Origin of the sequence: Salarchaeum japonicum, from assembly GCF_049705945.1 — an archaeon.
Classification (GTDB): Archaea; Halobacteriota; Halobacteria; order Halobacteriales; family Halobacteriaceae; genus Salarchaeum; species Salarchaeum japonicum_A.
Map to the genome: position 1 here is coordinate 228303 of NZ_JBNAMV010000004.1, position 13345 is coordinate 241647.

A 13345-nucleotide genomic window follows, 5' to 3' on the forward strand; every position below is an offset into this window, starting at 1 on the left:
AAAGCACTCCTCCTTCGGTTCGCTCACTACGTTCGCTCCCCTCAGTCGTCGGCCTCGCCTACGGCGAGTGAACCGGCGACCTACCGGGCCCTACGGGCCGCTCGGTCGCCGGACACTAACCTCGCGGTATTTTCGATTGGTACTCTAGATGAAGAAAGCGTCTTCTCAGCTACTGCTGGCGAGCTATCGTAGTCGCCCATCAAGGACGAGGGTCACGCGGGCCGAACGGACACCTACTGGCCGCGGGGGTTGTTGAGGGCAACGCCGATTTCTCGATTCGCCACGTCGGTGACGAACGCGTCCGCGTCGGTTTCGAGCGCGTCGAACGTGTCGTAGTGAACGGGCACGACGAGGTCCGGTTGCATTCGTTCGGCGAGCGCGGCGGCTTCCTCGCGGTTCATCGTGAACGACCCGCCGATGGGCGGGCAGAGCACGTCGGCGTCCACCTCGTCGTGGTGCGGGAGGGCGTCCGAGTCGCCCGTCCAGAGCACGCGCGCGTCGCCCACGGTGACGAGGTAGCCGACGCCGAAGCCCTCCGGGTGGTTGTCGCGCGGGCCGTCGGGGCGGTTGTACGCAGGGAGCGACCGCACGCGCACGCCGTCCAAGGACAGCGTCTCGCGCTCGCCGACGCGCACCACATCGTAGTCGAGGTCGTCGACGGGCGTCACGTCCCGCGTGATGTTGTCGGCGTCGACGGCGTCGTAGACGACGACTGTCGCGTCGGGTTTCGCGACCCGCCGGATGCCGTCCGGGTCGTAGTGGTGGTCGTGCGTGACGCACACCACGTCGCCGTCGCGCTCGTCGTAGTCGTCCAGAACCGAATATCGGCCGGGGTCGAGGTAGACCGTGCGGTCGCCGCGGAGTCGTATCGTCGCGTATCCGAGCCAGGACACGTCGATGTCGCGGTAGCAGACCATACCCGAAGTTGGAGTGACGCTCGGAAAAAGTTAGAGGAGGTCGCGGGCGTCGGCCAGCGAGTCACGGACGTAGTCGGGCTGTATCGTGCTCGCGGCGAGCGCTTCGTCGTCGGTGACGCCGGTGCGGACGAGTACGGTGGTCATGCCGACGCGTTCGCCCATCGCGATGTCGGTGTCGAGGCGGTCGCCGACGAGCACGCACTCGGCGGGCGGAACGTCGAGGCGGTCGAGCGCGAGCCGCGCGGTCACGTCCGAGGGTTTCCCGAGGACGGCGTCGGGGTCGCGTTCCACGACGTTCGCGACGGCGTCGATGATGGCGCCCGACCCGGGGACGGGGCCGTCGGGCGTCGGGACGGTGATGTCGGGGTCGGTGCCGACGAGCGCGTCCGCGCCCGCGTCGAACGCGCGGAGCGCCGCGACCATATCGGAGTACCCGAACTCGCGGTCGTAGCCCACGACGACGGTGTCGGCGCGTCGGGCGTCCGCGACGAGCGTGACGCCGGCGTCCCGGAGTTGGCTGGTGACGGACTCCTCGGCGATGGCAAACACGGCATCGTCCGGATGGTGCTCTCGGAGGTAGTCGATAGTCGCGCTCGTCGCCGTGAGCACCTCGTCGGGGCGCGCGTCGACGCCGAGGCGGGCGAGCCGCCGAGCGTACTCGGCCGGCGGCCGCGTGGGGTTGTTCGTCAGGAAGAGCACGCCCGCGCCCGCGCCCCGAATCTCTCGGAGCGCGTCGGCCGCGCCGTCGAGCAGCGCGTCCCCGGAGAGCACGGTGCCGTCGAGGTCGACGACGACGCCGCGGTACGTCATCGCTCACCCTCCATCGACACGTCAAGGCGGCCGCTGACGGCTTGTTGGCTCGCGGGCGCTATCGGGACGTCAGCGGCCTGTAGGCGGTTTTTCACACGGGTCGCGAACGAACTGTCCACGTCGGCGACGTTCGCGGAGCGCGGGTCGTCCACCCAGACGCGCGCCGCGAGTTCGACGGCGTTCCCGCCGAGCGACGTGACGTGCACGGTCGGCTCGGGGTCGGTCGCGAGTCTGTCGTCCTCGTCGGCGGCGTCGAGGATGGCGTCCGTGGCGGTGTCGAGGTCGGCGTCGTACCCGACGAGCACGCGCTCGGTGAGCCGGTACTTCCCTCGGGAGAAGGGGTTGCGGATGGCGTTCGTGGAAAGCTGGGTGTTCGGGACGGTGAGCACTTCGTCCGCGGGCGTTCGGACGCGCGTGACGCGGAGGTCGATGCGTTCGACCGTGCCGGATTCGTCGTTCCACTCGATGTAGTCCCCGACGTTGAAGTCGGGGTCGGCGACGAGGAAGAGACCGCTCACGAGGTTCCCGATGACGTCCTGACCGGCAACGCCGACTGCGAGCGTACCCGCGGCGACGATAACTGTCGACCCCGCGACGAGGCCGCCGAACCCGGCGGCAGCGGTGGCGATGGGTATCGCGACGACGACGAACAGAACGGTCGTGTACTGTTCGAGCGCGTTCACGAGCGTCGGATTGTTCGGGTTGCGCGCGGTGACGACGCGGCTCACCGCGGGTCGGACGAGCAAGTGGCCGAGCAGGGAGACGACGACGAGCGTCGCGAGGAAGAGACCGACGCTCTCGAACCACTCGTGGTACTGCGAGAGCAGGGATTCGAGCGTCACCAATCGTGGACACTCCGGTTCATACCCGGGGGTTCGGGCGCCCGCGGCGTAACTCTCCCGGCTCTACTGGGTGTCCGCGAGTCGGCGTACGCGCTCGATGCTGTCGGCGTCCGCGGGGTCCTTGTCGCCGCGCACGCCGAGGAACCGCGGGAACCGGAGCGCGTACCCCGCGGAGTACGTGGGTGATTCCTGGATTTCCTCGTAGCCGACTTCGAAGACGACCGCGGGTTCGAGGTCGACGGTCTGGCCGTCCTGGCTCCGGATGTGGGGTTCGAGGAGGTCGGTGAGGTCGGCGAGTTCCTCGTCGGTGATTCCGGTCGCGACCTTCCCGAGCGTCTCGTAGGCCTCGGTGTCGTCGTTCCACGCGGAGAGGAGGAAGGTCCCGAGGAAGGACGCGCGCCGCCCCTCACCCCACTCCGCGCCGGTGACGACGAGGTCGAGGGTCTCCACGTCGGGCTTTCGCTTCAGCCAGTTCTTCCCGCGTTTGCCCGGCGAATACGCGGACTGGGGGTTCTTCAGCATGATGCCCTCATGGCCGGCTTCGAGCGCGTCAGCCTCGATATCTCCGATTTCGTCGGGGTCGTCGGTGAGGTGGAGGTCGGAGACCCCGGTGGAGAGCACGTCCGTGAGGCGGTCGTGGCGCTCCGTGAGCGGTCGGTCGAGCAGGTCGTCGCCGTCGTGGTGGAGACAGTCGAACGCTCGCAGTTCCACCTCGACCTCCTCGCGCATCCGGTCGACGTCGTGCTTGCGGCGGAACCGCCGCAGTATCTCCTGGAACGCCAGTGGCTCGCCGGCTTCGTCGGTGGCGATGACTTCGCCGTCCAAGATTGCGGGCTCGGAGAGTTCGTCCTCGGCGAACTCCACGACTTCGGGGAGCGCGCGCGTCACGTCCTCCATGTTCCGCGAGTAGAGCGAGACGTCGCCGTCGTAGTGCAGTTGGACGCGCGCCCCGTCGAACTTCGTCTCCACCGCGACCGTCCCCCACTCCGCGACGGCGTCCGTGATGGTGCCGGCCTGCGCGAGCATCGCCTGCACCGGCCGCCCGACTTCGAGATGTATGTCGTTCAGGCCGCTCTCGCCGTCGTCGCGCGCGGTTTCGGCGACCAATCCGTAGTCGTTCGACACCTGGAGCGCGCGCTCCACCGCGTCGACGGGCGCGTCGAACGCCTCCGCGATGGCGTCCCGAACGGTCCCTTCGCCGACGCCGATGCGCATCTCGGAGAGCACGAGGCGGGCGAGATAGCGCGCCTCCTCGCTCGAACACCGATTGAACAGTCCGAAGAGTACGGTTATCTTCTCGTCCTGACTCCCCGCGCCCTCCGCCGCGGCGAGCGCCGTCAGTTCGTCGTACACCTCGCGGACGGTGAGCGTGTCGCGGCCGCCGCCGCTGGTGAACGCCCCCAGTCCCTGCTGGCCGCCGAGGTCGTAGGACGCCGCGACCGCGCCGATGTCGCCCGCGTCCGCCAGCGCGTCCTCCACGTCCGCGCTGTCCGTGTTCGGGCCGGCGGCGCGCGCGATGGCCTCGTAGCAGTAGTTCGGGCCGATGTCGAGTTTCGTCTCGCTGTACGCCGGGAACACGCGTCCCTGTACGAACCGCGCGACCACCGCGAGGTCGTCGCCCGACGCCTCGAACAAATCGGCGACCAAGGAGACGATGTCGAGGTCGGCGGGTTCGGCCTCGATGGCGGCCGCGCGCTCGGCGAACTCCGCGAACTCCATTACGCGCCCGTTCACGGCGTCCGTGCTTAAACCGACCGAAGGGCCACCACCGTTCGACGGCCCACCGCCTTTTATACGCTCGCTCACGAACCCGAGACTATGACTCGCTCGGACCTCGCAGCCGCGGTCGACGACGTCCTCGACGTGGACGCGGAGGCGTTCCAGTCACGCGTCCGAGAGGACGCCGACGTCATCAAGGAAGAACTTGCGGCCGGGACGTTCGACAACCCGCAGGCAATCGTCGGCCTGGAGTACGAGTTCTACGCGGTGAGCGACGAGGGGTCGCTCGCTCGCCTTCCCCGCAGGCTCCTCGAGTTCGTGGGGTTCGAGAAGGAACTCGGCCTGCACAACGCGGAGATGACGACGAGCCCGCAGCCCCTGAACGAGTACGGACTCGACGCGCAGGAATCGGAGGTGCAGGCGCGCCTGAAGGCCGCGTACGAGCCGATGGACGCCGAAGGCCTGCATCTCGTCAGCGACGGGATGTGGACAATACCACCGGAAGGCGAGACGGCGCGGGAGTACCTCACGGACAGCATCAGCGACGGCGGTATCGACCTCGCGACGAACATGAGCGCGTCGACGCGGTACCACGCGATGGCGAACACCGACCAGCCCGCGGGGATGACGCTCGACGCGCCGCACGTCTCCCTCGAAGCGAACACGGTGATGCCGGAGGCGCTCATCACGTCGATTCAGCCGCACTATCAGGTTCCGCAGGCCGTCGACCTCCCGACGTATTTCCGGTACGCGCTCCGGCTCGCCGGCCCGCTGCTCGCGCTCGGCGTGAACTCGCCGTTCTATCCGCCTGACCTCTACGACGACGACGCGACGCCCGAGGAGATTCTCGCGGACGGCCACGACGAACACCGCGTGGGCGTGTTCGAGACGGTCCTGAACGTCCCCGGCGAGCAGGAGAAGGTGCGGTTCCCGCGGGACATCGAGCGCATCGAGGACGCCGTGGACCGCATCGTCGAGGACAACACCATCGTCCCGATGCCGGTCGAGACGGGCGGGCGGTTCGACGACGAGTTCGCGCACTTCCGGATGAAACACGGCACGTACTGGCGGTGGGTGCGGCCCGTGCTCGGCGGCAGTAGCAGAGAGTCCGCGAACGCCCGCATCGAGTTCCGGCCGCTCCCCGGCCAGCCCACGGTCAGGGACACCGTCGCGTTCCAGGCGATGTTCGCGGGGCTCCTGCAGTCGATGGTGCGCCGCGACCACGACCTCTACGCGCTCGACTGGCAGGACGCCCGCGACAACTTCTACGCCGCCGTTGAGCACGGACTGGACGCCGACTTCACGTACGTCACCGCCGACGGCGACGAAACCACGGACTCCCACGCCATCTACGAGGACCTGTTCGCGCACGCCGAACGCGGCCTGATGGACTGCGGCCTCGCCGAGGAAGCCGCCGCGAAGTACCTCTGGCCGCTCCGCCAGCGCGCCCGCCACGGCGTCACCCCCGCCGCGTGGAAGCGCGACCGCGTCCGCGACCAACTCGACGACGGCGACACCTTCCAGAACGCCGTCTACGCCATGCAGTGCGAGTACATCGAGAACCAACGCGAAACCATCTTGGAAGGCAGTTTCGCGGACTGGGTCGGCCGCGGCGACGGCCTCGACGATTAACGATCACGAGTCTGAGCGGTACGCGGACGCGGAGCAATAGTCGAAAACGCATCCTCGCGCGCCGCGCGAGGTTCTCCGGTCGGCGAAGCCGACCGGTGTTTTTAGTGGAGGTTTTTCGAGGAGAGGTGCGCGAAGCGCGCCCGACGAAGAAAAAAGTCCGCTAGAGTAGCGCGTCGAAGTCTTCGTGGCCGACGATTTCGACGTTGTCCTCGGTGATGCGGGTGATGTGGATGCCGTTACCGGAGGCGGCGTCGCGTTCGCTGGCGGCTTTCACGGCCTGTGCGGCGACGGTTTCGGCTTCGTCCATCGTGAGGTCGTCGCGATAGTTGTTTTCGAGGCTGCCGAGCGCGTACGGCATGCCGCTGCCCTGTGCGGTGTAGTCGTCCTGCATGCTGCTTCCGCCGGGGTCGAGGCTGTAGACGTGGGAGCCCTCTTCGTCGACGCCGCCGAGGATGGGGACGACGACGAAGAACGGGCCGCCGCGGAGCATGTTCGCGGAGATGGTGGCGAGCGCGCTGATGCTCATCTTCTCGCCGCGGCGGGCCTCGTAGAGGTTCGCTTCGGCGCGGAGGCTGCGGATGAAGGACTGTGCGCCGCCGACGCTGCCGGAGATGGCGAGCGCGGCGTTCTCCTGGATTTCTTCGACCTTCTGGACGTCCTTGTTGTAGATGACGCGGCCGCCCAGGCTCGCGCGCTGGTCGGACGCCATGATGACGCCGTCGTCGGCGGCGATGCCGACGATGGTGGTCTCGGATTCGATCTGATTGACCTCGGATTCGGTCATGTCGTTCTGGGGGAGTTCCCCGACCTGGGGTTCGTAGGGGTTCTGCGTGGGGTCCTCGAATTTCGCGTTGTTCCGCGCGAAGTCGGAGCCTCTACTGGGGTTATACATTACCAGTTCGTAGAGGCGGCCGACTTATAAAACCAGTCCTTGCGGCGGTCTGTTAGCGAGCGTTCTCGTAGGCGTGTTCCGTGCGGGCGACGAGCCGGTGAATCGGGAGGGTGAGACCGAGTCTGCTGGTGAGCACCGCGAGCGGGAGGAGCGCGATGCCGAGAGCGAGCGTCGTCTGGTACGCGGCGGCGGTCGTAATGCGCGTGAGCGCTGTCATCTCGATAGCCGTCCAGAACGTCGCCCCCTATATAAGCGTTACTCCCGAGCGGCGGGGGAGAAGTCACCGCAGTCGTGCGATTAAACTCGAGTAGCGGTGGCGGCAACTGTGTTTTCGTACGCGTGACAGGAGAGTGTGGGTGGGCGCTGGCTTCGGCGGTGGTGAGCGCTAAGTTATACGAATACTCGGCGTAACGTCCGCACCGGCGGACGAACCACAAGACACGACTACCCGGCGCGAAATCTGTACGTATGAGCAACTACGTCGTGGCGATGGAGGCTGCGTGGCTGGTTCGTGACGTTGACAACTCGGACGACGCCATCGGTGTCGCCGTGAGCGAAGCGGGGAAGCGACTGAACCAACAGGACCTCGATTACGTCGAGGTTGAGGCGGGGCTGACGAGCTGTCCCGCGTGCGGCGAGCCGCTGGACGCGTCGTTCCTCGCGGCGAGCACGGCGCTGGTCGGACTGGTGCTCGAACTCACCGTGTTCAGCGCGGACTCGGAGGAGCACGCGTCCCGCATCGCGAAGTCCGAGGTCGGCGGCGCGCTCCGCGACGTTCCCCTCGAAGTCATCGAGGTCGTCGAGGAGGCCGAAGACACCGAGGACGACGAGCGGTAAGCCGGCACGGGCGGCGGCGCGCGGACGACCAAACCTTTATTGATAACCTCGAGTAATCACGGGTATGCATCTGCCGACCCCCCAGGACCTCCGGGAACGTCGGAACGCCCTGGAGCTCACGCAGAGCGAACTCGCGGACCGCGCGGGTGTCTCTCAGCCCCTCATCGCCCGCATCGAGGGCGGCGACGTGGACCCGCGGCTGTCGACCCTGCGTCGCATCGTCGACGCGCTGAACGAGGCGGAAGGCGACGTGGTGCGTGCCCGGACGCTCATGCACGACGAGGTCGTGCACGTCGACCCCGACGACCCCGTGAAGCGCGCCGTGGAGAAGATGCAGGACGCCGGGTACAGCCAACTCCCGGTTATCACGAACGGCGTGCCCGTGGGCAGCATCAGCGAGAGCGACATCGTGCACGCGGGCGAGGACGTCGGTGAACAGCCCGTTCGGGACGTGATGAGCGAGAGCTTCCCGACCGTCTCCCCGGACGCGACGCTCGAGGAAGTGTCGAGCCTCCTTGACCACTACACGGCCGTCATCGTCACCGAGGAGGGGTCCTCGGTGGGCATCATCACGCAGGCGGACGTGGCGGCCCGCGTCTCGTAGAGGATGCGGTCGATTCGACTGTTCCAGTCGCACGAGGCGCGGCGGAGCGCGCTCGTCGCGCTCACCGCGGTGCTCGCGGTTCTTATCGTGTTCGCGGCGGTGCTCTCCCAGTTCGACGCGCTCTCGACGCCCGCGGAAATCAAGGCGTTCCTGGCCGCGTTCGGCCCGGCGACCCCGGTTGCGTTCGTCGTCCTGCAGGCCGTGCAGGTGGTGGCAGCGCCCGTTCCCGGGCAAGTCCTCACGTTCGTCTCCGGCTACCTCTTCGGCCCGCTCTGGGGGACCGCGTACAGCGTGCTCGGCGCGAGTATCGGGAGTTACGCCGCGTTCTGTCTCTCCCGGACCTACGGCCGGCCGTACGTCGAGCGCGTGGTGGCCGAGGACGCCTTCGACTGGTTCGAGACAGTGACGGACGACAACGGACTGCTCGCACTGTTCCTCGTCTTCCTGATTCCCGGTCTCCCGGACGACGTACTCTGTTTCGTCGCTGGCCTCACCGACCTCGACCTGAAGAAAATGACCGCCGCCGCCGCGCTCGGCCGGCTTCCCGGGTTCTTCCTCGCGGCGCTCGCCGGGTCGAACGCCGCCGCCGGCGACTACACGATGGCCGCCGTCATCGTCGCCGCGCTCGGCCTAGTCGGGGGTGCGGTCTGGGTGTTCCGCGAGCGCGTTCGCGGGTCCCTCAGTCGAGCGTGAGGCCACGAACCGCCACGCCCTCGCCCTCTTCTACGGAGCCGATGATGCGGCCGTCCGTCGCGTCCGCGAGCGATTCCGCGTCCTCGGGCGGGAGCGCGACGACGAATCCGGTCCCCATGTTGAACGTCCGATGCATCTCGGCGTCGGAGACGTTCCCGCGCTCCTGGACGAACGTGAACACGTCCTGCGCGTCGAACGGGTCGAGAATCGAATATCTGTACTCTCCCATCCGAGAGAGGTTCGTCCACCCGCCGCCGGTGACGTGCGCGGCGGCGTGCACGTCGTGCGCGTGGAGGTCATCGAGAAGGTACGTGTAGAGCCGGGTCGGTTCGAGCAGCGCCTCCCCGACGGTGTCGTAGCCGTCGTAGGGATAGGGGTCGGTGTAGTCGCCGTCCCGGGTCGCGGCCTCGCGGGCGAGCGTGAGGCCGTTCGAGTGGATGCCGGAGGATTCGAAGCCGACGAGCACGTCGCCCGCCTCCGCCTCTCCGGGGAACACCTCGTCATCGGTCGCGAGGCCGGCGGCGGTGCCGGCGAGGTCGAGGCCGGAGACGACTTCAGGCATCACGGCGGTTTCGCCGCCGACGAGCGCGACCCCGGCGTCCTCCGCGCCCTGGGAGAGGCCGCGGCCGACCTGTTCGGAGAACGTCTCGCTGGGTTCGTCGACGGCGAGGTAGTCCACGAACGCGACCGGGGTGACGCCGGCGGCGACGAGGTCGTTGACGTTCATCGCGATGCAGTCGATGCCGACGGTGGAGTAGTCGGCGAGCGCGTCGGCGACGAGGAGTTTGGTGCCGACGCCGTCGGTGGCGAGCGCGAGGTATCGGTCGCCGATGTCGATGAGGCCGGCGTACTCGGTGGTGTCGTTCCCGCCGACGGCGGAGACGAGCGCGGCGGTCGCGGCCTCGCTCGCGTCGATGTCGACTCCGGCGTCGGCGTACGTGAGTTCCTCCTCGTCAGTCATACACGACGATGGGTAGGACGTGGCGAAAAACCCACCGGTGTATGCACGAGTGCGTCGTGCCGCCACAACCGTTTACACGCTTCGTGCGGTAGCCGAGAATATGTCAGACCGACCGCAGTACGACGAGTGGGAGTTCGAGGAGCAACACCGGCACGACGTCGAGTGGCTCGGCACCACCGCGACCACGGGTACGGAGGGCGCGCCCGGGATGCCCGTGTTCCTCGACCGCGAGCGCAACGAGGTGTTCCGCGCGGAGACCGACGTGGAGCGCCAGCTGCTCTCCGAAGTCACGGAGTCGACGCGGAGCACTGCGGAGTCGAGCGTCACCGAGGTAATCCAGAATATCGGGGACGAACTCGGTTGGGAGCGGCTGAGCGAATTCGGCGAGGAGAACAGCTAGAGGAAGCCGAGCAGCCTGAGCGCGAGCAGTATCGAGGGAACGGCGACCGCGAGATACGCTCCGAGACTCCATTTTCGGACGGTGTTGCCGTCGAGCGGGCCGAACGGGAGCATGTTGAATCCAGCGAGGAGGACGTTGATGAGGACGCCGTACTCGGCGATGGCGGAGAGCGGGGTGAGCGCCCAGAAGACGGCGGCCATCGCGAGGTTCGAGACGGGGCCGGCGAGCGCGACGAGGCCGCGCTGTCGGGGCGTGATGCGGCCGGCGTGGTGGACGGCGCCGGGCGCGGCGAACAGGAAGCCGGCGAGGCCGCCCGCGATGGCGAGGAGGAGCATACCGTAGTCGGCGCGGAACTCGGCGTGCTGACCGAAGTGGACGGCGACGGCCTTGTGCGCGAGTTCGTGCCCGAGGAAGCCGACGCCGGCGGTGACGAGGCTCACGGCGAACAGGAACACGAACTCCGCCGACACCACGACGTCGAGGCTGGTGGCGCTAATCGGGGAGAGCAGGAGGCCGAACGCGAGGCCGAGCGCCAGCCACGCGACGGCGAGGTCCTTGAGTTCGCGCCGGCTGTAGTTCATATGAGCGCCAAGAGTATGTCCGCGATGTTGTTGAATCCCTGCCCGAGGTAGTGCTTGATTTCACCGAACGAATCTATTTTCGGGCTGACACCCGTCATGAGCGCGAGTGCGACCGGCGAACCGATCATGCTACCGACGTTCGTGAGCGCGACGATAGCAATGAGTTTGAACAGAGGGACTTCGCGCATTCGAGCGAGGAGATCCCGAATCGGGGCTTGCTCGTCGCTCATTATTTCGTTGAGAGTGCTAATGTCGCTGATAGATACCGGCGTGTAGCGGAGCTCCACGTAGCCCGCGATCCAGCCCGGAGCGAGGGTCGGTTCGAGACTCGTCAGCCACGCGCTTCCCGCGCCCGCGAGCGTGCTGAACGGGTGTGCACCGGCTGCGAGGGCGAACCCGCCGGCGAAGATGGCATTGACGATGAACCACACGCCGAAGGCCTTGAGGAGGATGTCCGTGCTCAGGCCGGACATCGCCATCAGAACGAAGAACACGAGCACGCTCACGGACATCAGCGCGCCGATAAGTCGCGCTATCGAGAACCGTTTCTCCTCGCGGCCCTGCAGGCTCTCCATCGGCGGCAGGGTCTCGGGGTTGTCGAGGTAGCCCTTGACGCCCTCGACGTGGCCCGCGCCGATGACGGCGAGCACGTCCTTGCCCTGCTGGCGGAGCGCGAGGATGTTGTGCGCGAGGTAGGCGTCGCGTTCGTCGATGAGGGCTTCTGCGCCCCGGGGGCTGAACCGCCGGAACTCCTCCATCATCGCGCTCACCACGTCCGTGTCGGTGAGGTCCTCCATGTCGAGTTCCTCGTACTCGTCGTCCGCGCCGGTGCGCGCGAACAGCAGGCCGAGTACGGCACCGCCGACGAGCGCGCCGCCCGCGGCGATGGCGACGACTTCGACGAGCATCGTGAGCACGCCGAGCAGGCCGCCGCCCGCGAGCACGAACGGGCCTGCAAGCAGTTCGACAGCGAGTCCAAGCAGGCCGCCGCCGGTGAACCCGAGCGCCAGGCCGAGCGTCCACGGGTCGGCGAGGCCGAACGCGAGACCGCCGACCATCCGGAGTTTCTCGACGAACCCCATGCGCGTCCAGAACCGCTGAATCGTCACCTGGATGTTCCGGTCCACCAGGGCGACGTCGATGCCGAGCGCTTCCGCGGTGTCGACGGCGGCGAGCATGTCCGCGCCCGGGCTCACGTCGAACCGTTCGCCCATCCGCTGTTGGACGTAGGAGAGCAGCCAGTACGCGAGGAACTGGAACGCCATGCTCCCGCGGAGGAGGTCCTTCGGGTCGATGTCGTCGGGCGCGTCGCCCTTCATCTGCCGGTAGCGGCCCTCGTCTAGCTCGACGGCGACCACGTCCGGGTCGCGTTCCTCGATTTCGCGTTCGACGGTTTCGACGGACTCGGAGGAGACGTGCGCCGTGCCGACGAGGTGGACCGACCCCTCGCGGGACTCGTCGCTCATTACGGTGGAGTAGTCGGTCGGCGGGCCTTACAGGTGTCGGTCGGGGGTCGGCACGTTCTTCCCGCCGACGCCAGTAAACCGGGGTATGCCTTCGGTGATGGAAACGTACGTGGAGAACCGGGAGATGGTGCAGCCGAACCACGCGAACACGCACGGCACCGCGCACGGCGGGAACGTGATGAAGTGGATGGACGAGATCGGCGCGATGAGCGCGATGCGCTTTGCGGGCGAGGAGGTCGTGACGGCGCGCATGAATCAGGTGAACTTCGACCGCCCCATTCCCGTGGGGGACACGGCGCTTATCGAGGCGTACGTGTACGCGGCCGGGTCGACGAGCATGCGCGTTCGCCTGCGGGCGTTCCGGGAGAACCCGCGGACGAGCGAGTGCGAGCAGACCACCGAGTCCTACTTCGTGTACGTCGCGGTGAACGACGAGGGACGGCCGACCACGGTCCCCGACCTCATCGTCGAGACCGCGGAGGGCGAAGAGTACCGCGAGGTCGCGCTGGAGGGCGAAGGAGAATGAGTCTCGACATCCCGACGGGCGAGGTGCCGGACCCGCCGGAACTCGACACGGAAGCCGACGTGGACGACTACGAGGACCTCGACGTGGGTGGAAACGACTACCACCGCGAGGACCTCGAAACCTTCCTCCGGGAGGGCGCGTGGGAGGAGGCGTTCGCGGAGTGGGCCGAACACACCGACCTCACCGAGGAGGACTACCAAATCGTCCTCGACCTCGACATGCTCGATGCCTTCGACTTCTTCTGGGACGACTTCGCGGACCGGGTCGGGTACCACGCACCCGGCCTGCCCGAGGACTGGCAGGAACGCGACCTTCATCCCGACCTCGACTCTTGGAGCACCGTCTCCGCCATCAACGCCTCGCTCACGGAACTCGGCCGCACGGTCTCGGACCGCTTGAAGGCGGACTACGTGGACTGGAACGCGGAGTACGAGGCGCCGGACGACCTCCCGGACTTCGACTGAC

General features: G+C 67.5%; 16 protein-coding genes. 7 read left to right on the forward strand and 9 right to left on the reverse strand.

The annotated features are described in order from the left end of the window. Positions 1-233: 233 nt before the first annotated feature. The 4 genes from ACOZ4O_RS02830 to ligA form a co-directional block, all read right to left on the reverse strand. On the reverse strand, positions 234-917 hold the full coding sequence (locus ACOZ4O_RS02830; protein ID WP_424523801.1) for an MBL fold metallo-hydrolase: 684 nt from the start codon (positions 915-917) through the stop codon (positions 234-236). Between the two features lie 30 nt (positions 918-947). Further along, complete coding sequence (locus ACOZ4O_RS02835; protein WP_424523802.1) at positions 948-1727, reverse strand: HAD-IIA family hydrolase; 780 nt, start codon at positions 1725-1727, stop codon at positions 948-950. After that, positions 1724-2569, reverse strand: a complete 846-nt coding sequence (locus ACOZ4O_RS02840; protein ID WP_424523803.1) for a mechanosensitive ion channel family protein — start codon at positions 2567-2569, stop codon at positions 1724-1726. The genes ACOZ4O_RS02835 and ACOZ4O_RS02840 overlap by 4 nt, the downstream gene beginning before the upstream one ends. Positions 2570-2632: 63 nt before the next feature. After that, positions 2633-4288 (reverse strand): ATP-dependent DNA ligase LigA, encoded by a 1656-nt coding sequence (gene ligA / locus ACOZ4O_RS02845; RefSeq protein WP_424523804.1) that lies wholly within the window; start codon positions 4286-4288, stop codon positions 2633-2635. A gap of 99 nt (positions 4289-4387) precedes the next feature. On the opposite strand from ligA, the gene ACOZ4O_RS02850 reads away from it, so the two are divergent. Further along, positions 4388-5920: a hypothetical protein gene (locus tag ACOZ4O_RS02850; RefSeq protein ID WP_424523805.1), complete on the forward strand. Its 1533-nt coding sequence runs from the start codon at positions 4388-4390 to the stop codon at positions 5918-5920. A gap of 160 nt (positions 5921-6080) precedes the next feature. Here ACOZ4O_RS02850 and psmB read toward each other — a convergent pair whose 3' ends face one another. Both psmB and ACOZ4O_RS02860 read right to left on the reverse strand, forming a co-directional pair. Beyond that, on the reverse strand, positions 6081-6812 hold the full coding sequence (psmB, locus tag ACOZ4O_RS02855; RefSeq protein WP_424523806.1) for an archaeal proteasome endopeptidase complex subunit beta: 732 nt from the start codon (positions 6810-6812) through the stop codon (positions 6081-6083). Positions 6813-6864: 52 nt separating this feature from the next. After that, complete coding sequence (locus ACOZ4O_RS02860; RefSeq protein WP_424523807.1) at positions 6865-7029, reverse strand: hypothetical protein; 165 nt, start codon at positions 7027-7029, stop codon at positions 6865-6867. A 251-nt stretch (positions 7030-7280) separates the two neighbouring features. On the opposite strand from ACOZ4O_RS02860, the gene ACOZ4O_RS02865 reads away from it, so the two are divergent. From ACOZ4O_RS02865 to ACOZ4O_RS02875, 3 genes are all read left to right on the forward strand, one after another. Then, the gene (locus ACOZ4O_RS02865) at positions 7281-7649 is read left to right on the forward strand and encodes a DUF555 domain-containing protein (RefSeq protein WP_424523808.1); all 369 of its coding nucleotides are present in this window, start codon (positions 7281-7283) and stop codon (positions 7647-7649) included. Positions 7650-7713: 64 nt separating this feature from the next. Further along, positions 7714-8253: a CBS domain-containing protein gene (locus ACOZ4O_RS02870; RefSeq protein WP_424523809.1), complete on the forward strand. Its 540-nt coding sequence runs from the start codon at positions 7714-7716 to the stop codon at positions 8251-8253. A 3-nt stretch (positions 8254-8256) separates the two neighbouring features. Then, positions 8257-8946, forward strand: a complete 690-nt coding sequence (locus ACOZ4O_RS02875) for a TVP38/TMEM64 family protein (RefSeq protein ID WP_424523810.1) — start codon at positions 8257-8259, stop codon at positions 8944-8946. Here ACOZ4O_RS02875 and purM read toward each other — a convergent pair. Further along, the gene (purM, locus tag ACOZ4O_RS02880) at positions 8933-9907 is read right to left on the reverse strand and encodes a phosphoribosylformylglycinamidine cyclo-ligase (RefSeq protein ID WP_424523811.1); all 975 of its coding nucleotides are present in this window, start codon (positions 9905-9907) and stop codon (positions 8933-8935) included. The genes ACOZ4O_RS02875 and purM overlap by 14 nt on opposite strands. A 100-nt stretch (positions 9908-10007) precedes the next feature. Here purM and ACOZ4O_RS02885 point away from each other — a divergent pair, with 100 nt between their 5' ends. Next, on the forward strand, positions 10008-10307 hold the full coding sequence (locus ACOZ4O_RS02885) for a hypothetical protein (protein ID WP_424523812.1): 300 nt from the start codon (positions 10008-10010) through the stop codon (positions 10305-10307). Here the strand turns inward: ACOZ4O_RS02885 and ACOZ4O_RS02890 are convergent. Next, the gene (locus ACOZ4O_RS02890) at positions 10304-10888 is read right to left on the reverse strand and encodes a metalloprotease (protein WP_424523813.1); all 585 of its coding nucleotides are present in this window, start codon (positions 10886-10888) and stop codon (positions 10304-10306) included. The two genes, ACOZ4O_RS02885 and ACOZ4O_RS02890, sit on opposite strands and share 4 nt — an antisense overlap. Continuing rightward, complete coding sequence (locus ACOZ4O_RS02895; RefSeq protein ID WP_424523814.1) at positions 10885-12354, reverse strand: TraB/GumN family protein; 1470 nt, start codon at positions 12352-12354, stop codon at positions 10885-10887. Before ACOZ4O_RS02895 ends, ACOZ4O_RS02890 begins: the two co-directional genes overlap by 4 nt. An 85-nt stretch (positions 12355-12439) precedes the next feature. Between ACOZ4O_RS02895 and ACOZ4O_RS02900 the strand changes: the two genes are divergently transcribed. After that, the gene (locus tag ACOZ4O_RS02900; protein ID WP_424523815.1) at positions 12440-12880 is read left to right on the forward strand and encodes an acyl-CoA thioesterase; all 441 of its coding nucleotides are present in this window, start codon (positions 12440-12442) and stop codon (positions 12878-12880) included. Then, positions 12877-13344 (forward strand): hypothetical protein, encoded by a 468-nt coding sequence (locus ACOZ4O_RS02905; protein WP_424523816.1) that lies wholly within the window; start codon positions 12877-12879, stop codon positions 13342-13344. The genes ACOZ4O_RS02900 and ACOZ4O_RS02905 overlap by 4 nt, the downstream gene beginning before the upstream one ends. Position 13345: the final 1 nt, after the last annotated feature.